We start from the raw sequence: 26071 nt of genomic DNA, 5'->3' as shown, positions 1-26071 counted from the left end.
AGCGTTTATAGCTTATATAAAAGTATTTCGTCTAATTGGCCAATTAGATTTCAATTATTGTTTAATTACTAAAATATTTTTATTATGAAGACATTGAATTTTAACCAAATGGAAAGTATCCAAGCAGGCTTAGAGTGTTCTAGTTACCAAAATAGAGTAATGTCTATAGCTGGAGCTGCAGCTACAATTGTTGGATTCTTTGGTCCTATAGGAGCTATTATAGCTGCACCTACAGCTATAGGAGCAGGTGTATATAGTATTTATTGTGCATATAAAGATTGATTTTATGATATTATGTAGAAATATTTTCCCATTATCAAGTATTTCTGTATCTATAAATAGTCAAGAAATAAGCCTTACTTCTGGAGGAAAAGTAGAAATACCTTTGAAAAGAATGGAACATTATGCCATAGAAGTTACCACTCCTTTATTACCTAAGAAGAATAGTAAAACTGTAACCAATCTACATGAAGATTCTGTGATAGAAATAAATAGTACACTTCCTGATCGTTACTATTTAATAATGGGAACTTTATCATTGATCGTTTGCATTTTATTCTTTTTTCAGATAGTATCTTCTATTATATTCTGTACTACCCTCCTGCTTTATATACTTCCTATAGTGTATTATAGCTTTATCAGACCTGACAAGTATTTTTCTATCAACATTAAATAAAAGATTAATACTTCCCACAGAAATACTTTATTTAGAAGAGATAAATAACTTTTTCAATATAAAGTTTTCTATCTAACATTGTCTAATCTTTAATGAAGAGATGTCTTTTGGCATCTCTTCTCTCTATAATCAATCTATGCTATGAATCTAAAATATATACAAAAAACTTTTTCCCACCAGCATGACCAAAGCGATTGTGGAGTCGCTTGCTTATTGTCGCTTATTCAATATTATGGAGGAGTACATACCTTAGAAGAACTTCGTATCCTAAGCGGCACCACTAGAGAGGGAACAACTCTATTAGGTCTTTATCAAGCTGCCAATCAATTAGGATTTAAAGCGGAGGGTAATGAGGCTACTATAGAAGTTCTTAAGGATTATCTTGATCCACTGATATTACATGTAAAAATTGAACAGTTAGAACATTATATAGTTTGCTATGGTTATAAGGATGGATTTTTTATTATAGGGGACCCTGCCAAGGGGATTGAAAGGCTCACAGCTGAAGACCTAGAGAAGCTTTGGATAGGCAAAGCCTGTCTTACGCTTAGTCCTACAGAAAGATTCCAAAAAAAGAAAAATAAACAACAAGCACAATTATTTTGGCTTTTGGAGCTTGTCAGGAAAGATATTCGCCTACTCACTCTCAGTATTGTCTTAGGAATTATTATAGCTATTTTGGGGTTGGCCATGGCTATATTTTCTCAAAAACTCATTGACGACATTCTCCCGTCTAAGGACTTAGACAGATTTTGGCAAGGAATGATGCTCCTTACCATTCTACTTATAGCTCGTATAGCTATTGCTGCTATTCGGGAATATTTGCTCGTTATGCAAACCAAAGACTTTAATAATCGTATTAACAAACTATTCTTTACCAAACTATTATATCTCCCTAAATTTTTCTTTGATACTCGCAAGATAGGAGAATTGGTTGCTAGATTAAATGACACTCAACGTATACAAAGAGTTGTCAAACAGTTTGTCAGCAGTGCATTTATTGATAGTATTATTATAGTAGTAACTATTGTCTTTTTGTTCTATTACAGCTGGAAAATTGCTCTTTTTGTACTGCTTTCTATTCCTATTTACTTTTTTATTATCAAAAAGTACAATGCAAAAATCATACACCTACAGCAAGAAATGATGCAGAGTTATGCTATTGTAGAGAGCAACTATATTAACTCCTTCCAAGGGATTACGGAGATAAAGATCTACAATAAACAAGAGATTTTTGCCAAAATAAACAACCTTGTCTTTACCACCTCTCAAGAAAAGTTATTCCTTTTAGGAAAAATGAATATCCGTCTTTCTTCGATATCAGGTTTGGTGAGTGTGTTTCTCTTGGTAAGTATCTTGCTATATAGTTCCTTACAAGTACTGGAAAATAGTTTGCTACTGGGAGAACTTATGGCCATTCTTACAATGGTCTCTTCTATACTTCCCTCCATTTTGAGCTTAGCTCTAATAAGTATTCCTATCAATGAAGCAAAGGTTGCCTTTTCTCGTATGTACCACTTTACCGCTATTGAAGCAGAATCTTCTGGAGAAGACACAATTGATAACATAGATACAATCACACTACAAGATGTTACCTTTCGCTTTGTAGGAAGAAAGCCCATTCTTTCTTGTCTCTCTTTACAAGCAAGAAAAGGAGAACTTATCTCTATTGTAGGAGAAAATGGCTGCGGAAAAAGTACTTTGGCCAATATTCTCCTACAATTTTACACTCCTGAAAAGGGAACCATTTATATCAATGAACAAGCTTTAAGTAATATTTCTTTAGATAGCTACCGAAAATTAGTAGCTTATATCCCTCAAGAAATAGCTATATTCAATGGTAATGTATTAGATAACATTCTTTTAGGAGAAAATAATAGTAAGGAAAAAATTCTTTCTTTCTTAGAAGAATATCATTTTGAAACTTATTTCAATACCTTCCCACAAGGATTGGCTACCCTATTGGGCGAAGGAGGAATCAATCTCTCTGGAGGGCAAAAACAACTTATTGCTTTTGCTCGTGCATTATTTAAAAAGCCACAGCTACTCATCTTGGACGAAGCTACATCTGCCATGGATAGACAAACAGAACAGTTTATACACAAGTTATTATTTAAAATAAAACCACAATGTTTAATCCTCTTTATCACACATAGATTACACTCTTTACAAGACATATCTGATCGTATATGTATTCTACAAAATGGTAAAATTATTCTTTCGGGTACTCATGAAGAACTTATACAAACTAAAAATTTCTACAGTGATTTCTTTGCTAAAATTTAAAAAATTATTTGTTTTTATTTCTAAAAATAAATAATTAATAATTAATCCCTATAGCCTAACAACTAACCACTAATTTTATTTTTTACTTTTTACTTTTTTCACTACCTTTGCATTTCAATCTAAAGTAGGAAGCTATAGGTATCTTTTTCACCTTATTACTTTTTACTTTTTACTTTTTAAAAACATGAGTATCAAAGAATTATTACAAGAAAAGACAAATGTAGGCGAGGTTACCCTCCGTGGGTGGGTACGTACCTTCCGCAGCAACCGCTTTATAGCCCTTAATGATGGTTCTACCTTGGCCAACTTACAGGTGGTAGTGGATTTCGAACATACCCCTGAGGAAACCCTCAAGCGTATCACCACAGGAGCTGCTATTGAGGTGAGAGGAAAAGTAGTAGAAAGCCAAGGCAAAGGCCAATCTATTGAGGTACAGGCCTCCGAGGTTATCATTTTGGGAGACTGTAATCCTGACGAATATCCTATTCAGCCAAAGAAACACTCTTTGGAGTTCCTCCGCGAGCAGGCACACTTGCGCGTACGCACCAATGCTTTCGGGGCTATCATGCGCGTACGCTCTACGCTAGCCTATGCAGTACATAAGTATTTCCAAGACAATGGCTTTTTCTACGTCAATACCCCAATTATCACAGGTAGTGATGCCGAGGGCGCAGGGGAAATGTTCCGTGTAACTACCCTTGACCCCAAGAATCCGCCCCTTACCGAAACAGGCGAGGTGGATTATAAAAGAGACTTCTTTGGGCGTGAAACCAACCTTACCGTATCTGGACAGCTTGAAGGGGAAACTTTCGCTATGTCATTGGGGAAAATATATACCTTTGGCCCTACTTTCCGTGCAGAAAACTCCAACACCTCTCGCCACTTAGCCGAATTCTGGATGATTGAGCCTGAAATGGCTTTCTATGACCTTATTGACAACATGAATTTGGCAGAGGACTTTATCAAATATGTACTCAAATACACCTTGGAGGTACGTCGTGAGGATATTGAGTTCTTAAACCAACGCTTTTTGGAAGAGGAAAAGACCAAACCACAAACCGAACGCAGCGAGATGTCCCTTATTGAGAAGTTAGAGTTTGTCATTCATAACGACTTCAAGCGTGTAAGCTATACCGAAGCGGTGGAAATTCTCAAGAACTGTAACCACAACAAAAAGAAGAAGTTCCAATACCTCATAGACGAATGGGGAGTAGATCTACAAAGCGAACACGAACGCTATTTGGTAGAGAAACACTTCGGTTGTCCTGTGATTCTCTATGACTATCCTGCCAAGATCAAGGCTTTCTATATGCGCCTGAACGAAGACGGTAAGACGGTTCGCGCTATGGATATTCTTTTCCCTGGTATTGGAGAGATTGTCGGCGGTTCTCAGCGTGAAGAGCGTTATGACGTCCTCAAGCAGAAAATAGAAGACTTAGGCATGGACGAACAGACCCTTTGGTGGTACCTCGAACTACGCAAGTTCGGTACGGCTGTACATAGTGGTTTTGGTCTAGGCTTTGAGCGCTTAGTACTCTTTACCACAGGTATGACCAATATCCGTGATGTAATCCCTTACCCTCGCACTCCACAAAGTGCTGAGTTCTAAAATATCCAAAAAAGGCTATCCGAAAAGATAGCTTTTTTACTTTCAGATAATATTTCACTACCTTTGTTCCCACTAAAAACTCACTTTATGAAAAAGTATCTATACTATACTCTAACCTTAGTCGGTTGTTGGCTCTTACCTATAGGAGTACATACTTTAGTGGAAAGATACTTCACTGATTCCTATATATATGATATCTCTTGGGGTATATTTGTCTATCTTGTGTATTATTATGGTAATGCTATTGGGATATTACTCTCCTCTTTACTATTCCAATGGAGAAAAGAGTTATTTTTTGTGCCTTATGGGATACTTTCTTTCGTAATATTTGAACAAATATCTTATCGCCCCTTACGAACTTGGTTTGTATGGATCACTATAAATATCAGTTATTGCTTATTATTTGTGTTATTAAACCGATTTAGAAAAACAAACCATATTCAGAATGAAAAAGATATTTAACAAACAAAACAACTTCCTTTTTGCCTTAGTGGGCATGATCATCTTAGCAAAAATCATCCCTTATCGAGATGAATACAGTGCGGTATTTAACCTAAACCACTTTATTGATTGGGGAATTTGTATCATCTTCCTACTCTACGGACTGAAACTCAATATCAAAGAGGTATTTCGGGATATAAAGAACTGGAAACTTCACCTGTTGGTACAGCTGGGTACTTTTGTCCTCTTTCCTCTTTTGGTGGCCTTGTTCTACCCATTAGCTAAGGGAACAAACTACCAGTTGGTCTGGCTCTCGATTTTCTTTTTAGCGAGCTTACCCTCCACGGTATCCTCCTCAGTGGTGATGGTTTCTATCGCCAAGGGCAATATTACCTCTGCTATATTCAACGCCTCCATATCGGGACTCATAGGGATTGTAGCTACGCCCCTACTCATGGGCTTTTTCTTAGAAAACACCTCAGCAGAAGTCAATCAAGGAGAAATTATTCAGCAATTACTACTTAAAGTACTGCTACCTATCGTACTGGGGCTGCTATTGAATCCACTTTTGAAGAAATGGGTAGATAAATACAGCAAATGGATAGGTCAGTTTGACCGATTTATCATTTTGCTCATTGTGTATGAGAGTTTTTCCGATGCTTTTGTCAAGCAAATATTCCTTTCGGTCTCTCCTATGGTCTTTGTGATCATTGCAACGGCTTCAGTAGCCTTGTTTTTCATTGTATATGAAGTACTCAAGCGGCTCTCTCATGCCTTGGGATTCAACAGGGAAGACACCATTACCACTACCTTTTGTGGGTCTAAAAAGTCGCTAGTACACGGAAGTCTTTTTGTGATGGTCTTAGGTATCCCCGAAACTCAAAAAGTACTCTATTTGCTCCCTATTATGCTCTACCACAGCTTCCAACTCTTTTATGTCAGCTGGCTAGCGAATCGAATTGGGCAAGAGGTAAATAAGAGTGAAAAGCAAATTAAGTGAAGAACGAAAAGTGAAAAGTGAAAAACACGCCTCTATCGTTAACTATTCTCTTTTAAGCTAACTCAAAATTCAAAACTAATAACTCAAAACTATATTATCATGTTTGCAACTATTGTAACTATTTTGGTAGCCCTTGAGCACCTATACATACTCTATATAGAGATGTTTGCTTGGGAAACAAGAGGTAAAGCCTTTTTTGAATCTTTGCCCGAACATTTATTTGCCGATACAAAGAGTATGGCGGCTAATCAAGGATTGTACAACGGCTTTTTAGCGGCGGGACTCGTATGGAGTCTCTGCATCTCCGATCCCCAGTGGAGCCTATATGTACGTTTCTTTTTCTTAGGCTGCGTAGCCGTAGCAGGGATTTATGGAGGAATCACCACTTCTGGGAAAATATTCTTTGCTCAAGGTATGCCCGCTATTATAGCCATATGTGTTAGCCTACCCTTTTAGAAAAAAAACGAAAAGCAAATTAAGTGAAGAACGAAAAGTGAAAAGTGAAAAACGTGTCCGTATCGTTAACTATTCACTTTTCATTATTCTCTCTTCACTTTTAAGATAACTCAAAATTCAAAACTTAAAACTTAAAATCTGTGCTAAAAGATATTTTAAATTTTCGCAGGGCAGTGCGTTATTACGCTCCTGAGCCCATTAGTGAGGAAAAAGTACGCGAATGCCTTAAGCTCGCTACACTAGCGCCTACTGGTTTCAATATGCAACTGTATGAGTTGTACCATATTACTGATAAAGCTTTGTTAGAAAAATTAGCACAAGCCTGCTTGGGGCAGCTTACAGCAACGACGGCACAACAGATGGTGGTTTTCGTGACTCGACAGGACAAACACCGCCAGCACGCCAAAGCTATCTTGGAATTTGAGCGTGGTAATATACAGCGCAACAGTCCGCCTGAAAGGCAAGCTAAGCGCATTAAAGATAAAGAGATGCATTACAACAAACTAATCCCCTTTGTGTACAGTCGCTTTTTCGGCTTATTAGGTGCTTTCCGTAAACTGTTTGGGGTGGTCGCCAGCTGGTTTCGCCCTATGGTGCGAGAGCTCTCTGAAGGTGATATACGTGTGGAAGTACATAAAAGCTGTGGGCTTGTAGCACAGACCTTTATGCTAGCCATGGCAGAGGCAGGGTATGATACTTGTCCGTTAGGGGGGTATGATAGCCGTCGTATTAAGAAACTTTTGCACCTACCTTGTGGAGCAGAGGTAAGTATGGTCATCACTTGTGGTATCCGTGAAGAGCGTGGTATCTGGGGTGAAAGGTTTAGATTGCCATTTGAGGAAGTGTATAGAAATTGTTAATGGTTATAATGAAAGTAATTGGTATTATCTTTTTGGTTTTTCTATTTTTAGGCGCTTTACTCTATTATCTGATTCAGCAATCTAAGAAACCCTCAGGGATTGTAGGTGTTTTGATGATGCGGCTTTTCAATAAAGCCTATCTACCAATGGTTCGTTGGGCACTTTTATTTTACAATCCATCAGAATCACCTATGAAAATATTAGATATAGGAGTGGGAAATGGAAAATCAACGGCATTACTAGCAAAAAATTTTCTTAAAAGTAGCGTAATAGGTGTTGAAATTTCAGAAATTGCTATCAAAGAAGCCCAAAAACTACCTACTACAGCTGTTTTTCAATTGGAAAATATTCAAAGCTCTTCATTTGATAACAAAACATTTGATCTGATATGTGCTTTTCAGACGCATTTTCATTGGCAAGACTTAAAAAAGGCTTTCTCTGAAATAAGGCGTGTTCTTACAGATAAAGGAATCTTACTTGTCGCTTGTGAATATGCAAAGATAAGGTACTATCTACCACAGTATAAAGATACGCAAGCCTTTCAAAGTTTTTTAAATACGGTAGGTTTACAATTGGTACAAGAAGAAAAACAGCAAGGATGGCGGTTTTACAAAATAAAGAAATTGATATAATTTTAATAATAAGATGATGAAAATCAATACTTTAATTCTTAGTTTTTTACTTGCCTTTCATTGGGTAAATGCTAAAACAGAACCTGTAACCATTCAGGGAGCTGTAGGAACACTTCACGGAGTGGTAACCACTCCTGATACTGTGAAAAAATCTCAGAAAATACCTACTGTGATTATCTTTCACGGACTGACCAGCAATAAAGATAAAAAGCTATATGTGACTTTAGCAGATAGCTTAGCCGCACATGGTATTGCCTCAGTACGGTTTGACTTCAACGGACATGGGGAAAGTGAAGGAGATTTTAAGAAAATGTCATTGGACAATGAGTTAGAAGATGCTCGACGCGTAATGGCATTTACTGAAAAACTACCTTTTGTAGGAAAAATAGGCCTAATAGGACACTCGCAAGGAGGAGCTATCGCTATGCTCTTGAGTGCCGAATTAGGAAAAAAAAGCGTAAAAGCATTAGGACTATTGGCTCCTGCCTCTACGATTCACGACATACTATCGCAAGGAGTGTTGTTTGACGCTACTTTTGACCCGCTGAATGTACCTGAAGAGCTTTCCTTTTTTGGAGGAAAAGTAACGGTTGGGAAGGACTATATTCTCTCAGCACAACGCTGTAAACTTATTGAGAAAGCGAGTGCCTACAAAGGCAATGTGCTGGTCATTCATGGCACAGGTGATCGAATGATATCCTATACCTATAGCGAGAATTTGCCCTTTTTCTACAAACATTGTAAGGTAAGTCTTATAGAAAGAGGAGACCATTTGTTTACTGCCAAAGAAGCGCAAACAGCAGAGATGATGACACAGTTTATGCTGAAAAACTTGAGATAAAGAGCAAATGTGTTAATCAATAAAACTAGCAATAGATAAGATATGAATCCAATACTTATTAAAAAACTACAGGATTTTTTTCAAGAGAATCCTATAACAGTGGGAGAACCTTCCACAGCCGACGAGTTATTGTTTGTGGAACAAACTATGCAGCTGAAATTGGATGAGACTCACCGATATTTGCTGCTACATTATGGAGGGGTAGTAATAGGTGACATTCGCATTTATTGGCTAAAAAATGCTGAACTGGTAGGTGATGAAACTTTTGTAGAACTTACCAATGATTTTAGAGAGCAAATAAGTATAGAGGCACAACAATATGTTATCTCGGTAGATGATATGGGGAATCCTATACTAGTAGACACAACAACTCATGAGGTGATTTTGTATAATCACGATATTGGAGCGTATGAAAAACTCTTCGACTCGTTAGAAGATCTTATCCTTAGTAAATTAAGCAAATGAAAATATATAAAATTACCAATATTGTAGGAAATGAAGGCTTTGCTTGTATGCGACTGAGTAACAAGCAATATGTTAGAGAGGTAGAAGTCCTTGATGTATGGTGGGACGACTGGTGTAGTGGCGGTAAAAAAATAGGCGATTTTGTAGAGTGTATGGGAGCAGATATTTGCAAAGTAAGTGTATTTGAGGAATTACATAGGCATTTTGACACAATTAAATCCGTACCTTTGCGTATCAATAAAACTCAAAAAGAACTCACGGCTAAGAACCCCAAGCGGCTGCGCTGGTTACCACAAGAAGAAGTGCCTTTGGTAGCTTTCTATCCTCCTGAATCCTTTGACTGCCTGCCACAGAGTACTATTGTAAAAAATGAGTTAGGAGGAGTACGACTCATAGGGGGTGCCGAAATGAAAGGGGACATTATTATCCCCCGTGAAGAAGGAAAAGGAATTTTCTTTAGTAAAGAAGTAGTAGGCGATTATGATTTCTTTACACTTAAAGGGTCGGGACACAGCTTTTGTACCGAAAGAGTAAAGACTTTTTGTGAGGCACAAGGTTATGAGAATGTAGTGTTTTTGGAAAAGGGAGAAATCATATAAATTATGATTAAAAACATTTATGAACCTGATAATGAAGATATACTTTTTTGGTTAGCCCATAATGAAAAATGGCCTGACTCTGATTGGGATCTTTATGTGGTGAATGGAAAAAATGACGATTTGGTTTTCCAATTAGCTAATGACAAGGCGTGCCCTGAACAAGAATTCTTTCTGCATTGTCTGTATTACTTCGTGGGTGAGGTGTATATCTCAAATGATATGGAGAAGTATCGGGAGCGTATAGATAACTTATTTAGCAAGACTGTTCTTTTGCCTTCTGTGGTGCAGTGGAAAGAAAAAGCAGCACTTTTATTGGCAGGAAAGATTACTTTTGACAGCGATTTTTGGCTGAATTATCTCTTTTATCAAGATATTCAGAGAAGAAATATAGAAGATTTATTATATGAACCCAATTCTGTATAAAAATTAAGAGAATATGCCTTGCAATTGTATACGAAAGGCTTTTCTAAAGAGGAAATATATCAGATATTCCTTAAATCCGACATCGAATTGCAGAATGATAAAACAGAAGAATCATATATAGATACATTGGAAGATGTAATGGATATGATGGTAGGTTGGTATCCAAGTAGAAATATTGATTTTGAAAATGAAGTAAAGAGAATATGAACCTATTCACTAAAAATATAAAGCGCAATGGCTATATTGTCATTATTTGCTATATCATATTGGTTTGTTTCTATAATGTATTCAATTATATAAGGAAACCAGGAATGCCTGAGCTACATTCCTTTTCTTGGGAGGGGATACAAGCCCTTGTAGAAACTTTTGCTATCCCTATGATGTTACTCTTTGAATCGTATAGACATGGGGATTGGGTGCTAAATACCCTCAACAAACTCTTAACTATTGCTCCATTGCTATTTTACATAGTTATTCCTTCTATCCTATACAATCAAAAAGGAGAAAATAGACTACTGGGGCACCTTTCTGTTAGGAGTTATTTCCTTGTAATCGATAGCATTACATTTGTCATATATGGATTGCTGGCGTTACCTACCTTAGGTATAGGTTTATCAGGAGTAATAAGCTATCCTTTATATGCATTTATGCTCTTTTATAAGAAAAGATAATTAGATAATTGATTCTTTTTTCATTTTTCCCTGCAATTCCTTTGGAAATATAGCATGTTTGAGGAGTTCTTCCGCAAGGGCTAATTTTTTAGGAAACATCACTCTATTGTTGAATTCATCTAGTGATTTGTCTATTTTTACAGTAGGTCTTTTCTTTCTATTCTTTTTTTCTGTAGTCATTTTTTTTCTTTTTACGAGTTACTAAAAAACCTTTATAATCTTCTCCCAATACAAACTCTTCAAATAAATTATCTTGGTTGAGACCATATACAAAGAAATGCCTTTTTAATTCTTCCAAGTTATTTGAAATTCCCATTCTGTATAATCTTGTTCTCGCCTGGCTACTTCCCGTTGCAAAAACATAAACATTAGGATATCTATTAGTAAAATCATACAATGTAGAAACCACTGTTGCCAACACCTTTTGCCCATCTCCATTGTTAGTTATTACTTGGTCATCTATCTCATTTGTCTCTTCATTATAATCTCCAAAGCCCAAATTAAAACAGCCCTCAGTAGACATTTCTTTGTACTGAACCATTTTCTTGACTATACCTTTTTCTCCAATACTCTCAAAGAAAAATGAATATAGTTTTTCCCCTGTAGCATAATTATACGTAGGATATTTCATTTTGTTTGTAGTAAATTCTTTTTTGTAAAACAAAAATACGTTTTCTTTTTGAGATTTTAAAGAGAATTTCTACAAAATAATTAACGAATTAATAGGCGAATTAGCTTGCTGGCTTTGCCCCTACTAACTACTAAAGACTTATTAGTGACCACTGCCTTCTATTTGGAATCCTACTTCGGTGATGCCTTGTAGGTTCTCCACGCCTTTTTCCTTTCCTAAGCTGCGGTCGGCCTGCTCTATGGAGAAAGTATAGGTTCCTTTGGTGGGAAAGATTACCCCTTCCTTATACCATAACTTACTATCCTTAATAGAGGCACCTTCGCCTAACCATTTCCCTTCGGTGGTGGCCATCTCGTATTCCAAGGTATCCACTACTACTTGATTGTTGGGAAACTCCATTTTGGTAATAAGGAAAATATTACTGTAAGGATAATCATTGTTGTTCCTCAACATGATAAAAAGGTTGTGCTTTTGTAGCGTATCAGTCGCCTGATAGCGAAAAGCAATCGCCTTATTAGCTGGCCAACCCTGAGGTAGGGTCTCATACTCACTATACTGTATATTTTCTCCACAGCTAGCCAAAAGAAGGAAGCCTATTGAGAAAAGAAAAATTCTATTCATCGGACTTAGGGGCTGTTTTATTAGGTTTCTTAAATGGTTTCCTTGTACTTTTCTTAAGATTGGTTACCTGTGGCGCTGCTTTGTCTTGATTTTGCGAGGCATTTATAGCCTTTTGTGGCGCATTATTAAATGGTTTTTTGTTTTCAGGGCGTGGTTTACGTCCTTCAGGAACACCTTTCTTTTCTTTAGCTACAGGTACTGGTTTCTCTTTGGTGTTTTTCTCTGTTTTTTCACCATTCTGTGTCGCTTCTACCTCTGTAGTGGTTGTATTGTCAGCCGCAGGTACATTCTTGAGGGGCTGTTTCTTTTTATTTTTGCGCTTTTTCGGCTTTTCATCAAAGCGGGTAAGGCTACCTTCTTGAGCGTTTTCCAAGGGCAGAGCACTTGCGGTCTCATCTTCCTCTTGCATATATTCCTCAAGGCTTGGTACGGGTTGTTTTTGCTTATTAAGCTCTAAGATTTCCTTTACTTGATCTACGGTGAGTTTATGCCAATTGATAAAATCCCCCTCATAGGTGAACCACATCAGGCGCTTGAAGATATCCACTTTCTGACAAGAAGCAATCCCCTTTTCGGTCAGTAGCTTGGTGTCGGTACGCGGAAAATCACGCAATGCCTCAAGGTAACAATCCAATTCAAAATTCAAGTCACACTTAAGTTTGCCACATTGTCCAGCCAATTTCTGGGGGTTGAGTGAGAGCTGCTGGTAGCGCGCTGCTGCTGTGGTTACACTACGGAACTCGGTGAGCCAAGTGGAACAACTTATCTCTCGTCCGCTGGAGCCAATACCCCCAAGGCGTGCCGCCTCTTGGCGATAACCTATCTGGCGCATCTCAATACGAGTGGAGAACTCCTTGGCCATATCCTTAATCAGCTGGCGAAAATCCACACGCCCTTCGGCGGTATAGTAAAAGGTAGCTTTGGAACCATCGCCCTGATACTCTACATCGGAGATCTTCATCTCCAAGCCCAAGGCTATGGCCAGCTCACGTGAGCGCTTTTGTAGTGCCTCTTCCTTAGCCCGATGTTCTTTCCAAATCTCTATATCACGCTCTGTTGCCTTGCGGTAGATTTTGGGCAGGGTGGGTGACTGGTCATCTACCTTTTTCTTTTTCATCTGGATACGTACTAGCTCCCCTGTAAGAGAAACGGTACCTATGTCGTGCCCTGAAATAGTTTCGGTAGCTACCATATCCCCTATTTGCAAAGGGAGCCTATGAACATTGCGGAAAAACTCCTTACGGCTGTTCTTAAAGCGTACTTCCACACAGTCAAAAGCCTGCTGACCCGTAGGCAGAGGAATATCGGAAAGCCAGTCATAGACGGATAGCTTTACACTTCCGTAGTTATACGCTATTTTATTATGTGAGGGTTCGTCGTTGTAAATCATCGGTTGAAAGTAATACTTTTCTAAGAGGGCAAAAATACGCAAAAAAGTCAAGAATAAAAAGTTAAATATACACCTTGTTGCTTTACAGAATATTTTTTAGCCACATAGATAAAATTTTTCAAGGAAAAGCTGTATATTTGCACACATTTTTAACAAAACAATTTAGAAGCAAATGGGAAGAGCATTTGAATTTAGAAAAGCCCGCAAATTCAAGCGTTGGGCTGCAATGGCAAAAACATTTACCCGTATAGGAAAGGATATTGTAATGGCAGTTAAGGAGGGTGGTCCTCACCCTGAGACTAATGCCCGTCTACGTGCTATTATGCAGAATGCAAAGGCGGCCAACATGCCAAAGGAAAACGTAGAACGTGCTATCAAACGCGCTACTGAAAAGGATACTGCTAACTATAAGGAAATCCTTTTTGAAGGCTATGCGCCCCATGGAATTGCGATTTTGATAGAAACTGCTACAGACAATAACAATCGTACAGTAGCCAATATCCGTAGCTATTTTAACAAATGCAATGGTACACTGGGCACTTCAGGTTCGGTGGAATTTATGTTTGACCACACTTGTAACTTCCGTATCAATGCTGAGGGGATAGACCCAGAGGAGCTAGAATTAGAGATGATAGATTTCGGAGCTGAAGAAGTCTTTGTAGATGAAGATGGGATTCTTATCTATGCGCCTTTTGAGAGTTTTGGAGCCATTCAGAAGGAATTGGAAAGCCGCCATATAGAGATCTTATCCTCTGGTTTTGAGCGTATTCCACAAGTAACTAAGGAACTCAGCCCAGAAGAGCAAGCCGATGTAGAGAAACTCCTTGAAAAAATAGAAGAAGACGACGACGTCCAAAACGTTTACCACACCATGAAAGAAAGTGAAGAGTGATTACCAATAATTTAGCAGGTTTTCTGCATATTTGTTGATGTTGGCGAATTACTCATAATAGGTTATTTTCGGTTATATCTCTTTTATTTATGAACCAATAGTGAACCAATAATTATTATACTATGTATTTCCAATTTCAACTAAGAGAATATAAGAAGAAAGATGAAACGCAGGCTATCAGACTGCGTTTTTTCACATCATCTAAGGATATACAGTACTTAGATACAGGGGTGTCGGTACTCAAAAGCCAATGGAATGAGAAAAAACAAGTCGTAAAAAAACATCCTCTTGAAGAGCAACTAAATGCCTCTCTTAACGCTCTTTCCAACGAGGTAAAAATGATTTATTATAAGAATGAAGGTGTATCAGCTAAAAGATTGTTACAGATATACAAGAATATAAAGAAATATGATGGTTCCTCTTTACTTAACTTCTATCAATCTATCGTTGATGATATAAAAATAAAAGGAGCAATAAGAACCGCTAAAACACAACAACATTATCTTGATAAGTTACGCAAATTTGCCTCATTCCTTAGTTTCTCGGATATATCCCCGCTATGGGCAAAGGATTACGAAAAATGGCTTATTTCACGAGGAAATAAGCCTAACACAATAGCTTCTAATTTCAAATGTTTGAATGCTATCCTAAATAAAGCCGTGAAAATGGGGCTTATTGAGAAAAATCCCCTTAAAGGGTATGAGATTAAAACAGTCAATTCTAAAAAAGAAGTCCTGTCCATAGAAGATATAGGCTTATTAGAAAAATATGAAATTGCCCCTCACTTTAAAGGGATGGAGCTTGCCAGGGATATTTTTCTCTTTTCGTTCTATATGGCAGGTATGCGATTTAGTGATGTTTGCAAACTCAAATGGGAGAACGTAACTGACACGGAAGTCATCTATACCATGAGTAAATCAGAGAGACGTGCAGGATCTACTCGACACATTCCTATAACTCCCAAAGTAAAACAAATCCTTGATAGGTACAAAGCTAATAAGATTTTTGTTTTTCCTATTCTTGATAAGTGTAACCCTAATGATGTAGAGGAAATAGAATACACTATCTACATTGCCAATAATAGGCTAAATAGATCTATCAGGATATTAGCGCAGCATGCAGGTGTAACCAAGCGTGTGTCTATGCACATCGCTAAACATTCCTTTGCAAACTATGCGGTTAAAAATAATGTGAATTTATTCCATATATCAAAACTCCTTGGACATACTAAATTGGCCACTACCGAACATTATCTAAGAGATTTTTTCCAAAAGGAACAAACTGATGTAATGAATAATCTCTTTGGTCAATAAAGCCAAAAAGGATAGGGAAATGCTTAAACAGCTGAAAATAGAGATATAGAAAAAGCCCCTTGATTGGGGCTTTCTTTATTCTGTAACTACTTTAAGTTTAGGTTTTATAACGGCAAAAGGTTGCTGTAAAAGATATTTTTGTATAATATCAAGGGGAAGCGAGAACGCTCCCGCAAGCTCATTCTCAGTATAACCAAGCTCTTTTAGATGCAAACCTACAGAGGTGCTAAATACTTGAGGGTAATCAATAGAAACAGTATCTTTTTCTTTTTTCTTCTCTCCACTCCTGCTCAACTCAATATTTAGAAATCGGTATCTATCCTTATCTATTGCCCCTAATGAGTATGCTCGTCTGACGATAGCAGCCTTTGAGACCAGCCAATAGTTTTTCAAAGCACTAAGAGCAGACACCTTGAGATTTCCCAAATACTTTATTATAGCACTTTTTGGCATTAGAAATTCCGAAGCAAAATCATTCGCTTCTTGCTCCTTGTTTCTACCACTTGGTATAGGAAAATCAGGAGAGCAGTGCATAACCAAGTGACCTAATTCGTGAGCTAATGTAAATCGTTTCCTATCATTGGTAAAACGTTTATTTATAACTATAACCGCAAACCCTTTAGGAGTGAAAAATGAGATCCCATCAAACTTTTCATCGCTATTGAGTTCGTATATAATAATCCCCTTGTTCTCTATCACCTTAAAAATATCATGGATAGGTTCATCAGGCGCTATTCTAAAGTTTTTCCTTGTAAACATAGCTGCTTTTTCAGGGGTATATCCCTCTTTTAAGTCTAATGTTACTAAGGAAAAATCAGGATATTCCACAGAATCAGCCATTTCATCTATTAGATAGCCTATAAACTTGCATGAAGTCTCAAAGTCCTGTAGGAGTGTTTTTGATATAGACGATTTTTTGCGATAATTCGCTATCTCTAAGTCAATATTTATCTTTTTTGCAAAAAACTCTTTAGGAAAATTGAGGGTATCAAATATTTTCCCTAAAAGTTCATCAGAAAGTCCTCCAAGTCCTTTTTCAAACTTGGATAAGTTAGATTGTGAAAGCCCTTGCACTGCTTTTGACAATTCCGTTTGTGTGAGCCCCCTATACTCTCTGGCAAGGGTAAGCTGTGAGTGATTAACTTTCATTTTCGTTAGGTTTTTGACGAGTGCAAATATATAATTTTTATTTTAAATTGTATATAATTTTATCGTTAAGTTATCAACAACCCTCTTTTAAAACGTGTGTCATATTTCGTGTGTTAAATTTCTTTCGTATTCCTTTATAATTTCTTAATTTTGTACCCAGTTAAATAACACATCAATCATAACATGGAAATAGAGGCAGAACTCAAAGGCAAATTAGAGCAGCTTTACAACCGTGTGGAAAGTCTCAAGGACCAGATTAACACGGAGGAAGCAACTAAAAACGCCTTCATTATGCCTTTCTTGCAGATACTCGGCTACGATGTATTCAACCCTACAGAGGTTATTCCTGAGTACGTGGCCGATATAGGCACCAAGAAAGGCGAAAAGGTAGATTATGTAATCAAAAAAGACGATCAGGTCGTGATTATCATTGAGTGCAAGCATTGGAAAGAGAATATCAATGCTCATAACTCCCAGTTGCACCGATACTATCACGTTACCGATGCACGCTTTGGCATTATCACCAATGGGATTGTGTATGACTTCTTCACAGACCTTGAAAAGCCCAATATCATGGACAATAACCCTTTCCTTACCGTGAATTTGGCTAATCTCAAGGACAGCACCATTAAGGAGCTGGTGAAATTTACCAAGGCTACTTTTAGCATTGACAATATATTAGAGAGTGCCGAAGCCCTCAAGTATGTACGCGCCCTCAAGAATGAGTTTGAAAAAGAGATACAGGAGCCGTCCGATGATTTTATCAAGCTATTGGCACGTCGTTTCTTTGATAAGCAAATCACCGCGGGCCGCTTGGAAATATTCCGTGGGTACCTCAAGCGTGCAATGACTTCCTATTTCAACGATTCGATTAATACCCGCCTGAAAACAGCCCTTGACATTAACGAGGGTAAGGCACCACAACCCAAGGAAGAGCCAGTGGCGCCTGAACCGATAGACGAGGAGGAGGACGAAAGCAGGATCGTTACCACTGAGGAAGAGTTGGAAGGCTTTCAGATAGTCAAAGCGATTGTCAGAGAGAAAGTACCCGCTTCACGAATTGCCTACCGAGATACCATTTCATACTTTGGTATATTATTGGACGACAATAATCGTAAGCCTATTTGTAGGTTGCACTTCAACGGAGCAAAGAAATATATCGAGTTCTTTGACAAAGGCAAAGACAGCTCCGAAAAGGTACTCCTTGACAGCTTGGACGATATTTACACCCACAAGGAACGCTTGTTACATACGGTTGAAATTTACTAACTTAAATACATAACACATGAAAAAAGTATTATTGCTACTTATAGGGCTAATCGCTTTGGGTTGCTCTAAGAGTGAGGATAAAATAGAAACTCAAAAAACTAATGAAACAAATAAGGAGCAGTTCAATAAGCAAGAGCAGAAAAGAAAAGCTGATGAGCAAGAGCAGAAAAGAAAAGCTGATGAACAAAATAAAAAAGAAGCCTTGATTTATTTTACATTAGCAAAGACAAACTTAAACAATCGGTTGAATAGAAATAAAGAGTTTGATTTTTGGACAAATACATTAAAAGCTTTGGAAATATCCAAAGGCAATGAAGATGTTTATAAAGAAGTAGATGATTTTCTTAAAAACAATCGTTTTGCAACTCCTCGTTGGCTTGATAATCAGCAATCAGAAATCAACAACCTCATTGATAAATTGAAAGATCAAGATAGTGTTATTACTAAATATAGTAGTATAAAAGGTGCTATTGATTTGTTTAACCAATGGAAAAATTAGAAATATGAGAAAAATATTTTTATTACTTAATATTTTATTCCCTTTCTTGTTACATAGCCAATTTATATTAACAAAAGACGGAATGGTTGACGAAAAAGACCAAAGCAAAAATTACCTTGTTTATAATTTTGAAGGAAAAACAGCTAATGAATTATATATTAGTGTTCTTACTGCTCTTACAAATTATTATGTGTCTGCCAAAGACGTATTAAGTAAGGTTGAGGGAAAAATAATTTCTATTAATGGAATTGAACAAAATGGTATTTGCTATGGTAATTTTATGGGAGGTTGTAATCATAAATTTGATTTAGAGTACACTATGTCCATAGATTTTAAAGATAATAAAATTAGAATAAATACACCTATTATAGGAAAGACAAAAGGGGACAATTTTAATAAAAATCATACCTATTCGTTAGTTGGAGGTGGAGGAATGTTTGGAACTTATAGCACTTTTAATAAGGAAGGTAAATTAAAAGATGAAAATTCAAAGAAAAGTATTGAAACATTCTTTAATGTATTAGTGCAAAATATAGTAAAGAGTGTAAAAAGCCAAGATAAAGACGATTGGTAAGAATAAAGAAAAGCCCCTTAATTGGGGCTTTTATTATGACCTTATTTTAATTCCTTTAGTGGTAATCTCACTAATACCAGCTTTCATGTTAGCTATATCTTTTTTCATCTCATGAAGCTGAAAAGTATTAGTCTCAATTCCTGCAAGGTGCTGTAACTGCTGAGCTAAATTGTTTTTGAGAGTTTCAAATGAATTTGTAAACCCTTTGTAGTACTCAATAGCTTGTAGTATGCCGTCTTTGGTCTGTTTTTGCAACTCCGTCAATAATCTTTGTTGCCCTAAAAGGTCATCCCCTGTGTCTTGGCTCATTCGCATATATCCTTTTTCAACTGCTTTGCGTTGTTCATTTAAAGGATTGTACTCATTAGGAACGGCATCAGCAAATTGTTTTATATAATTTTTCGTTGCTTCCAAACGCCATTTCATTTCTTCTGCAAGTTGTGAGGTTGTATCACGAAGATACTCTGCCGTTTTCTTACTTTTTTCACTTTGAGAAAGAGTATCTTCTTTACTTATAGCTTTTACTCTTTCTTTTACTTTATTTTGAAAATCTTTAAGATAATCAGCTAAAAAGAGTTCGTAAGCTATTTTTTTACCCAAATTCTCTACTATATTTCCTACCGATTTAGCAAAGGCATCAAAAGCATTTTCTCCCGTCTTCAAAGAATTAACTACGCTATCTATAATGCCATTTCCTAATTGCCCAAAAGTATTTTTAAGAAATTCATCAAACTGTTTTTCAGCTTCTTGCATTTGTTTGTAAGTGTCAATAGCATCTTGTAACGCCTCTTTTCCCGTTCCGTAAAACTCTCTATTTTTTACAATGCTTTCTGCTAATTCTAAATTAAAATTACCTGCTTGGTCTATAAGTTTCGGATACACTTCTAATAACCCGTCCCATATTGTTCCTTGTTTTTTCCAAAACCAAGCTCCTTTTGTATAACTACCATTAGCAATAGATAGTCCTGAAAGGTTGCCCCTTGATTTTTGAAATTCGTTGTATTTATCCACATAATCACTAAGAGCCGTATAGGCATTAGCTATTTCTTTTGTTCCAAAGATAGATGTATTTTCTTTGTGTAACATCTTTTCCTCAAACAATAAACGATTGTACTCCGTCTGTTGAGCTATTTTGGACTTTGCAACTTCTGCTAATTTCTTTTCGTGAGCCATTCTTTCGTTTGCCGCTTTCTCTATACCACCCACTGCAAATCCTACCACCGCACCAATAAGAGCACCCCAACCATTACCTGTAGAACCTCCTATTTGGGCATATTGCATTGTTTTGCTAATCAAGTTTGCTGTATTTTGTAAAGTTCTCCCAAAGCTCTCCAAAGAAGAATTACCCGAACTTTTTCCTATTTTCTCAAATTCAGCACCGAGTTGCCCAAATTCGCTTGTGATTGACTGAGCATCAGAAATAACGCCTTGAAGTGCATCTTTCCATTCTATCGTATTGGGTTTAAACTTAAATAGTGCTTGAATGTTTTTACCAAGCCTGCCAAAGACTGTATCGCTACGATCTGCCGTGTCCCTTGCTTGCTCAAGTTGCTGTTTTAGGTTTTGGATATAATCCACATTGTCCTTATCTCCCATGTCAAGCATACTTGCCAGCTGGTCAATTTCCTTTTCAGCATCGGCTATGGTCTCTCGTATCTCCTTGACAGTCTTTTTGCGCATATTCTCAAAGAGTTTAGCAATAGCGGCACCCTCTTTCTTGTAGAGTATATCCAGCTTTTTAAGCTCACGAGCCTTTTCGTCTTGTGCTTTCTTCACTTGTGGAGCATCTGCACCTAACTTGGCTTGCAAGGCGGCAATATCGGCGTTGTACTTCTCCTCAATGGCTTTGCGTTGGTCTGTATAGGTTTGGTACTTCTCCAATAGCTCCTTATACATAGCCTCCTGCTGGCGGGTATATTCATCTAAATTGTCCTGATTGAGGACTTCCTGATTTTTGGCTATTCTTGCCTTTTCTTCTTGAATGGCTGGGGTATCAGTGTTAAATTCTTGCCCTTTCTTCCATTTCCCCTCTGCTTCTGCTTTCTGCTTCTCTGTTTCAATAAAAGCCTGTAACTCATCTTCTCCTTTTCGTTTGATTGTCTCAGCTCGTTTCTCATACTCAAGGACAAGCAGGGCGTTACGCTTTTCTCCGCCGTCCTTCATTGCTTTGATTTTAGCTTCGTCCTCCTCAAACATTCTATCCTTTTCCAAACGTTCCTTGTCCCTTTTATCCTTTTCATAGTCAAAAGTAGGAAGTTCTGTTTTGGATTTGGCGGCTTTGGTACCTTTGGATTTGCTTAAACTTGTTTTATGATCCTCTAATGTCTTCTTTGCGTTTTTTAGATTATCTTCAGCTTCTTTAATGATTTTCGCAAATTCTTCCTCTGTGTGTTTCCCTTTTCCTCCATTCTTTATAGTATCCAAAGCCTTCTCTGCATCCTTAACGGCTTGTGTATATTTCTTAGTAAGGTCTTTGTACTCATAGGTCTGCTCGTGGAGCTTGTCTAATTGAGCTTGTAAGGTCTTTGACTGGGCTTGCAATTCCTCTTCGTTGAAAGCAAACCAATCACCTCCAAAATTCACCCCATGAGAAGCCCATTTGTTACCTGCTTTCTTCTGTTTTTGCAAGTCAGCAATGAGTTTTTGTCTGTGCTCTAACTCTTTCTTAATCTCTTCCTCTGATAGGTTTTTCACATCCATGCTCCAAGCGGCTACTCTGTCACCCTTGTAGTCGTTCTTGGTGATCTTCTGCTTTTCCCTGATGTACTTTTCTACCTCATCAATATTATGTATCCAAGATTTACCAAATACACGGGTCATTTCCTCGTCAAGAATAGAGTTTTTCAGCTTATTAGCATCATAAGTCCTTTTACCTGTCTTTGCCTTGTTCAATGCCTTTTCAAAGTCCTGATATTTCCCATACTCATTGGCGCGATTTAATCGTTTTTCATTGGCATCATACTGGGCTATCTCCTGCTTGAGCTTGAGTATATCAGCCAATTTAAGGCTCTCAATATCGTACTTAGCAAAGATATTAGGGTATTCATTTTGCAAGGCAATAAGTGCCTTTTGTCGCTCTGTATCTGCTAATGCTTGATTAGTGGCACTCTCTATTAGTTCGTCAATCTTTTGCTTATGCTGCTGCTCCCAGTCTATGGCTTGCTGTTTTTGGTTGTTATAATCCTGCTGTGCTTTCTCAGCGGCTGTGGTGTTATCCTTTAACGCCCATATAGCAGCACCTAACCCCACTACCGCGGTAGCTACCAGTACATAAGGATTGGCTTTCATGGCAGCATTGAGGGCTTTGGTAGCAGCAGTGGCGGCATTAGTAGCAATGGTCTGTATGCCTTTAGCAATAGCATCTTCCTTGGCTGCTACTGCCCAACCTTTGGTAAGGGCAATATTGACCAATACAGCTGTACGATACGCCCCATAGGTAGCAATAAGCCCCGCTATCACCTTACCCAAGGTTTGGTAATTTTCTACCAAGAAAGCCACGCTTGAGATAGCTCCTGAAGCGATTCCCTCAGTAGCCTTGCCTATCTCGTTGAGCATATTGTCAAAGTTATCCTCCAAGTTGGACAGCTGACCGCTTAGGGTTTTGCTCTGCTCTGCCATTAGGTTATAGAATAGCCCGCCCTCGTCTGTCATACCCTTGATAACGGCTTGCACTTCAGCAAAGCCTATCTTTCCTGCTGAAACCATGTCTTTAATCTCGGTTTCACTCTTACCCACGACCTTACTCAATTCGGCAATGATAGGAATACCTGCATTCATGAACTGATACAAGTCATTCGTCATTAGCTTGCCTTGTGCTTTGACTTGCCCGTATACGTGAATGAGTTGTCCCATAGGTACCCCTAATCCCGCAGCTACATCACCCATACGGCGGAGGGTCTCGGTTACTTCCTCGGCAGGAACCTGAAAAGCAAGCAAACGCTTAGCCCCTTCAGATACTTCTTGTAGTCCAAAGGGGGTTTTAGCTGCTAAATCAGTCATTTGTGCCATTAGAGCATTGGCTTTCTCTTTGCTCTTTAGCATGGTGCCAAAGGCAATTTCAAGCTGTTGAAACTGGGAGCGGACGGCTATCACTTGTTTTATAAAGGCAGAGGCTCCCTGAAAGGTGAAATAAGCAGTTGCCCCTTTGATGAGGTTCTGCCATACTTGCGCCTGCTTCTCTCCCTCTTCTTGGGTTTTCTTGGTTAAGCTCTCAAATTGCTTTTTGATAGCTTCTATCTTTTCCTTAATATCGCTCTGGTCTGCGCTTATTTTAAAGAGCAACGCTCCGTCATTTGTTTGCATAATATTAATGATTAGTGGTTAGTGATTAATGATTAGCTGCCATAGTCTAACAGCTAATCGCTAACCACTACTGAAGTGCTTTTAATTTTGAAAGAAAACCCGCAAAGTCCGTTTGTGTTTCCTTTTTAGGGTCTTCCTTTTTGTCTTTCTTGTCATTATCATACGAGGGTATCACTGAGCTATATAACATTACATTGGCATAACTCATATTCAGGACATACTCAAAGGTCAGTCTGTACTGCTTGGCAAACGAACCTACGAGCCCCCAGATACTATCGTTTCGTTCTCCACTTCCTTCGTTGGCTTTGTGATCATCATTCCTTTGAGGGAAGTGGAAATGACGAAAAAAGAGCGTATATCCATTTGTCCTAATGCCTTAAAAAAGGCTTCGGAGAGTTCAGATATAGGGGCTTTGGTGAGCTTTTGGGCTAATACCTCCCCTTGGGTAATATGCTTCTTTCGTTTCCAAAACTGCCAAAAAGGCGGGTGTGCTGTCTCTGTGAAGCGGTTACCTAAGAGAATAACAGCCACAGCCCATGCTATATTCTCATAATCTTCCGCCTTATGAACAATAGAGCCGAATATATGCTTCTCATCAATAGTATCGGCGGGTATCTTGCTGATGTACTTTGAAGCCCTTACCAGTGTAATAATAGAGGGCGGAGCGACTTTATACGCTTCGCCCCCAATGATTATTGTGGTTGGTTCTTCAAGTAGTGTTTGTGCTACTTTCTCTTCCATGGGTTATGCTACTATTTCTGATGAAAAATATCCCTTACCACCATTGAGCATAGTGATTTCAATTTCTATATCGTAACCACTCTCCTCATTATAGACAAGTGTCCCTGTCATAGTACAGTAGAATATATCTACCTTTTCAGCCCCTGACATCTTAGGAATGATAGATACTGAAAACTTCTTAGTGGAAACAAAAGACTTGATAATAATTTTGTCTCCTACTTCTTCAATGTCCCAAATCTCAGAAAGCAAATCCTTTTTAATATTCTTAACAGTGAGTTTTGCCTTGTAGGTAGGCTCTCCTTTCATTTGGTCAATGACTTTTCCGCCAATAGCGGTGTATTTGTACTCCTTTCCGTCTTCTTTTTCAATGGAGTAGCTACCTTCCTTGACAATTCCTAATGTCTTAAGGACTGTACCCATGGCGCCTCCTGCTCCTGGTGCTCCATACTTAAATTCTACTTCGCCCCAAGCGGTGCCGTTACTATTTGTATATGCCATGATATAAAAGATTAATTGTTAATGATTAATGATTAATTGCCTACGGGTGCTACCCGTTAAAGGTGTTATATCTGAATTTTACTTTTGCGTTGATGAAAAACTGCTTTATATCCGTCTCCTCAAAGGTCTGTATCATCTGATGAAGCTCTAATCTGTAATTGCGTAGATCCGTTTTTGCTTCCTCTATGATTGGCATTAAAGCCTGCTCGATAGTATCACACCTTACAAAGTTTTTCCTATACTGATTATCATTGTTCTTTACCAAGGGGACAAAGATATTGATGTTAATTACCCCCGTTTGGTATTGCCCATCTAACCCAGTAAGGAACGATATTACACAATCCTCTTTTTGTGAGTTCAAAGGACGTACCCCTGAGCGGTATGTTTGCCCATTGATAAGCGGGTTTATCTTATCCTTAAAGTACTTATATAGGTCGGCTTCTATTTGTGAGGCTGTCTTTTTCATTGAGATAATGCTTTTAAGAGTTTCGGAACTTTCCGCTCGGCTAAGAGTTCAGCTGATGTTAGTACATTGTAGTTGCGGGCTTCTACATAGCTTGCGTACTTCATTCCTGCAACCACGACAAGTACAAACCTTTTTGGATATTGAGATATTACCTTATTGATGAATGCTTCACCCTCTTTTTGTCCGCTTTTTCCTCCTTCTGTCCCTCTTTCAGTAGGGGCAAACCCTCCCTTTTCAATAGGTTTGCCGTCTTTCAATACAATATACCCAATGGACGAACGGAGGTTGCCCGTTTGGTCTTGATAACTACCATATTCACGAGCTTCATTGATACACTTTTCACCTACAAAGCGTAGGATACGAACGATTTTCTCTTCGTATTTGGCTATCTTTTCTTGAAGCATACGCTCTATATCTGCGGGTGTGAATTGTGGTGTTATCATACGAATATACGGCAATGGAAATAATCAGTGGAAAAACGAATTACCTGCTTTTCAAGGCGAATATTACCCTCGGTATCTACTACCTGAACCGTGGTGCCTGCTGTTATGGTAGGCGTTCCTTTCGGGGCATAGATAGTAGCAGTACAATCAAAGATTTGCCCATCTGTTTTACTTATCTTTTGTCCTGCTCCTGCTATCTCATCACGACATGCGCCTACTTCCTCCCAAGTTATAGGGTCTGTGGGGTAGGTAGGTATGCCGTCTTCATTGATAGTTGGCTGTTGGGACACTTTTTTTCTAAGCAAATAAGGGTATATTTTCATC

At 38.1% G+C, this 26071-nt stretch carries 31 protein-coding genes; 20 read left to right on the top strand and 11 right to left on the bottom strand.

Annotated features, from left to right (window positions below; all coding sequences use genetic code 11):
• Positions 1-84: 84 nt before the first annotated feature.
• The 15 genes from HMPREF1154_RS13295 to HMPREF1154_RS03885 all read left to right on the top strand — a co-directional run bounded on the left by HMPREF1154_RS13295 (position 85) and on the right by HMPREF1154_RS03885 (position 10959).
• Positions 85-282 carry a hypothetical protein gene (locus HMPREF1154_RS13295; RefSeq protein ID WP_009641272.1) on the top strand — a complete coding sequence of 66 codons (198 nt, stop codon included), beginning with the start codon at positions 85-87 and terminating at the stop codon, positions 280-282.
• Between the two features lie 4 nt (positions 283-286).
• The gene (locus HMPREF1154_RS03950; RefSeq protein ID WP_009641257.1) at positions 287-676 is read left to right on the top strand and encodes a hypothetical protein; all 390 of its coding nucleotides are present in this window, start codon (positions 287-289) and stop codon (positions 674-676) included.
• Positions 677-817: 141 nt separating this feature from the next.
• Complete coding sequence (locus HMPREF1154_RS03945; RefSeq protein WP_009641179.1) at positions 818-2962, top strand: peptidase domain-containing ABC transporter; 2145 nt, start codon at positions 818-820, stop codon at positions 2960-2962.
• A 184-nt stretch (positions 2963-3146) separates the two neighbouring features.
• Positions 3147-4571 (top strand): asparagine--tRNA ligase, encoded by a 1425-nt coding sequence (asnS, locus tag HMPREF1154_RS03940; protein ID WP_009641253.1) that lies wholly within the window; start codon positions 3147-3149, stop codon positions 4569-4571.
• An 87-nt stretch (positions 4572-4658) separates the two neighbouring features.
• Entirely contained in the window at positions 4659-5033 is a 375-nt protein-coding gene (locus HMPREF1154_RS13485) for a hypothetical protein (protein ID WP_009641227.1), read from the top strand.
• Complete coding sequence (locus HMPREF1154_RS03930; protein ID WP_009641261.1) at positions 5017-6012, top strand: bile acid:sodium symporter family protein; 996 nt, start codon at positions 5017-5019, stop codon at positions 6010-6012. The genes HMPREF1154_RS13485 and HMPREF1154_RS03930 overlap by 17 nt, the downstream gene beginning before the upstream one ends.
• A 99-nt stretch (positions 6013-6111) precedes the next feature.
• Positions 6112-6468, top strand: coding sequence for a DUF1304 domain-containing protein (locus tag HMPREF1154_RS03925; RefSeq protein WP_009641180.1), 357 nt, complete (start codon positions 6112-6114; stop codon positions 6466-6468).
• A gap of 140 nt (positions 6469-6608) precedes the next feature.
• Entirely contained in the window at positions 6609-7328 is a 720-nt protein-coding gene (locus tag HMPREF1154_RS03920; RefSeq protein WP_009641208.1) for a nitroreductase family protein, read from the top strand.
• Between the two features lie 8 nt (positions 7329-7336).
• Complete coding sequence (locus HMPREF1154_RS03915) at positions 7337-7960, top strand: class I SAM-dependent methyltransferase (RefSeq protein WP_034566897.1); 624 nt, start codon at positions 7337-7339, stop codon at positions 7958-7960.
• 16 nt (positions 7961-7976) lie between these two features.
• Positions 7977-8801, top strand: coding sequence for an alpha/beta hydrolase (locus HMPREF1154_RS03910; protein WP_009641195.1), 825 nt, complete (start codon positions 7977-7979; stop codon positions 8799-8801).
• Between the two features lie 42 nt (positions 8802-8843).
• Positions 8844-9266 (top strand): SMI1/KNR4 family protein, encoded by a 423-nt coding sequence (locus HMPREF1154_RS03905; RefSeq protein WP_009641213.1) that lies wholly within the window; start codon positions 8844-8846, stop codon positions 9264-9266.
• The gene (locus HMPREF1154_RS03900; protein ID WP_009641193.1) at positions 9263-9865 is read left to right on the top strand and encodes a hypothetical protein; all 603 of its coding nucleotides are present in this window, start codon (positions 9263-9265) and stop codon (positions 9863-9865) included. Before HMPREF1154_RS03905 ends, HMPREF1154_RS03900 begins: the two co-directional genes overlap by 4 nt.
• A gap of 3 nt (positions 9866-9868) precedes the next feature.
• Positions 9869-10288 carry a hypothetical protein gene (locus HMPREF1154_RS03895; RefSeq protein ID WP_009641268.1) on the top strand — a complete coding sequence of 140 codons (420 nt, stop codon included), beginning with the start codon at positions 9869-9871 and terminating at the stop codon, positions 10286-10288.
• 18 nt (positions 10289-10306) lie between these two features.
• Positions 10307-10495 carry a hypothetical protein gene (locus tag HMPREF1154_RS13670; RefSeq protein ID WP_009641274.1) on the top strand — a complete coding sequence of 63 codons (189 nt, stop codon included), beginning with the start codon at positions 10307-10309 and terminating at the stop codon, positions 10493-10495.
• Positions 10492-10959, top strand: coding sequence for a hypothetical protein (locus tag HMPREF1154_RS03885; protein ID WP_009641256.1), 468 nt, complete (start codon positions 10492-10494; stop codon positions 10957-10959). Before HMPREF1154_RS13670 ends, HMPREF1154_RS03885 begins: the two co-directional genes overlap by 4 nt.
• Here the strand turns inward: HMPREF1154_RS03885 and HMPREF1154_RS03880 are convergent, their stop codons facing one another.
• From HMPREF1154_RS03880 to HMPREF1154_RS03865, 4 genes are all read right to left on the bottom strand, one after another.
• A complete protein-coding gene (locus HMPREF1154_RS03880) occupies positions 10960-11139 on the bottom strand; it encodes a hypothetical protein (RefSeq protein WP_034566885.1) in 180 nt (59 codons plus the stop codon).
• Positions 11117-11590 carry a DUF6934 family protein gene (locus HMPREF1154_RS03875; RefSeq protein WP_009641187.1) on the bottom strand — a complete coding sequence of 158 codons (474 nt, stop codon included), beginning with the start codon at positions 11588-11590 and terminating at the stop codon, positions 11117-11119. The genes HMPREF1154_RS03880 and HMPREF1154_RS03875 overlap by 23 nt, the downstream gene beginning before the upstream one ends.
• 141 nt (positions 11591-11731) lie before the next feature.
• The gene (locus HMPREF1154_RS03870; protein WP_009641266.1) at positions 11732-12211 is read right to left on the bottom strand and encodes a gliding motility lipoprotein GldH; all 480 of its coding nucleotides are present in this window, start codon (positions 12209-12211) and stop codon (positions 11732-11734) included.
• The gene (locus tag HMPREF1154_RS03865) at positions 12204-13601 is read right to left on the bottom strand and encodes a PSP1 domain-containing protein (protein ID WP_198004472.1); all 1398 of its coding nucleotides are present in this window, start codon (positions 13599-13601) and stop codon (positions 12204-12206) included. The genes HMPREF1154_RS03870 and HMPREF1154_RS03865 overlap by 8 nt, the downstream gene beginning before the upstream one ends.
• Before the next feature lie 172 nt (positions 13602-13773).
• Between HMPREF1154_RS03865 and HMPREF1154_RS03860 the strand changes: the two genes are divergently transcribed.
• The gene (locus HMPREF1154_RS03860) at positions 13774-14493 is read left to right on the top strand and encodes a YebC/PmpR family DNA-binding transcriptional regulator (RefSeq protein WP_009641220.1); all 720 of its coding nucleotides are present in this window, start codon (positions 13774-13776) and stop codon (positions 14491-14493) included.
• Positions 14494-14615: 122 nt separating this feature from the next.
• Positions 14616-15806: a tyrosine-type recombinase/integrase gene (locus HMPREF1154_RS03855; protein ID WP_009641228.1), complete on the top strand. Its 1191-nt coding sequence runs from the start codon at positions 14616-14618 to the stop codon at positions 15804-15806.
• A gap of 75 nt (positions 15807-15881) precedes the next feature.
• Here HMPREF1154_RS03855 and HMPREF1154_RS03850 read toward each other — a convergent pair whose 3' ends face one another.
• Positions 15882-16955 carry a helix-turn-helix domain-containing protein gene (locus tag HMPREF1154_RS03850; RefSeq protein ID WP_009641181.1) on the bottom strand — a complete coding sequence of 358 codons (1074 nt, stop codon included), beginning with the start codon at positions 16953-16955 and terminating at the stop codon, positions 15882-15884.
• A gap of 183 nt (positions 16956-17138) precedes the next feature.
• On the opposite strand from HMPREF1154_RS03850, the gene HMPREF1154_RS03845 reads away from it, so the two are divergent.
• Genes HMPREF1154_RS03845 through HMPREF1154_RS03835 form a run of 3 tightly spaced genes read left to right on the top strand, consistent with a single transcriptional unit; the run spans position 17139 to position 19297 of the window.
• A complete protein-coding gene (locus HMPREF1154_RS03845) occupies positions 17139-18224 on the top strand; it encodes a type I restriction endonuclease (protein ID WP_009641198.1) in 1086 nt (361 codons plus the stop codon).
• A gap of 16 nt (positions 18225-18240) precedes the next feature.
• Positions 18241-18723, top strand: coding sequence for a hypothetical protein (locus HMPREF1154_RS03840; protein WP_009641171.1), 483 nt, complete (start codon positions 18241-18243; stop codon positions 18721-18723).
• 4 nt (positions 18724-18727) lie between these two features.
• Complete coding sequence (locus HMPREF1154_RS03835; protein WP_009641182.1) at positions 18728-19297, top strand: hypothetical protein; 570 nt, start codon at positions 18728-18730, stop codon at positions 19295-19297.
• Positions 19298-19330: 33 nt separating this feature from the next.
• Here the strand turns inward: HMPREF1154_RS03835 and HMPREF1154_RS03830 are convergent, their stop codons facing one another.
• The 6 genes from HMPREF1154_RS03830 to HMPREF1154_RS03805 all read right to left on the bottom strand — a co-directional run bounded on the left by HMPREF1154_RS03830 (position 19331) and on the right by HMPREF1154_RS03805 (position 26070).
• A complete protein-coding gene (locus tag HMPREF1154_RS03830) occupies positions 19331-23599 on the bottom strand; it encodes a tape measure protein (RefSeq protein ID WP_009641210.1) in 4269 nt (1422 codons plus the stop codon).
• A 255-nt stretch (positions 23600-23854) separates the two neighbouring features.
• Complete coding sequence (locus HMPREF1154_RS03825) at positions 23855-24340, bottom strand: hypothetical protein (protein WP_009641248.1); 486 nt, start codon at positions 24338-24340, stop codon at positions 23855-23857.
• Positions 24341-24343: 3 nt separating this feature from the next.
• Complete coding sequence (locus HMPREF1154_RS03820; protein ID WP_009641224.1) at positions 24344-24838, bottom strand: hypothetical protein; 495 nt, start codon at positions 24836-24838, stop codon at positions 24344-24346.
• A gap of 49 nt (positions 24839-24887) precedes the next feature.
• The gene (locus tag HMPREF1154_RS03815; protein ID WP_009641254.1) at positions 24888-25304 is read right to left on the bottom strand and encodes a hypothetical protein; all 417 of its coding nucleotides are present in this window, start codon (positions 25302-25304) and stop codon (positions 24888-24890) included.
• Positions 25301-25747, bottom strand: a complete 447-nt coding sequence (locus HMPREF1154_RS03810) for a hypothetical protein (protein WP_009641243.1) — start codon at positions 25745-25747, stop codon at positions 25301-25303. The genes HMPREF1154_RS03815 and HMPREF1154_RS03810 overlap by 4 nt, the downstream gene beginning before the upstream one ends.
• Positions 25744-26070 carry a hypothetical protein gene (locus HMPREF1154_RS03805; RefSeq protein ID WP_009641240.1) on the bottom strand — a complete coding sequence of 109 codons (327 nt, stop codon included), beginning with the start codon at positions 26068-26070 and terminating at the stop codon, positions 25744-25746. Before HMPREF1154_RS03805 ends, HMPREF1154_RS03810 begins: the two co-directional genes overlap by 4 nt.
• Position 26071 lies beyond the last annotated feature (1 nt).

It is taken from the genome of Capnocytophaga sp. CM59, assembly GCF_000293175.1.
GTDB classification, from domain to species: Bacteria; Bacteroidota; Bacteroidia; order Flavobacteriales; family Flavobacteriaceae; genus Capnocytophaga; species Capnocytophaga granulosa.
This window is presented reverse-complemented; position numbering and strand designations above follow the sequence as displayed.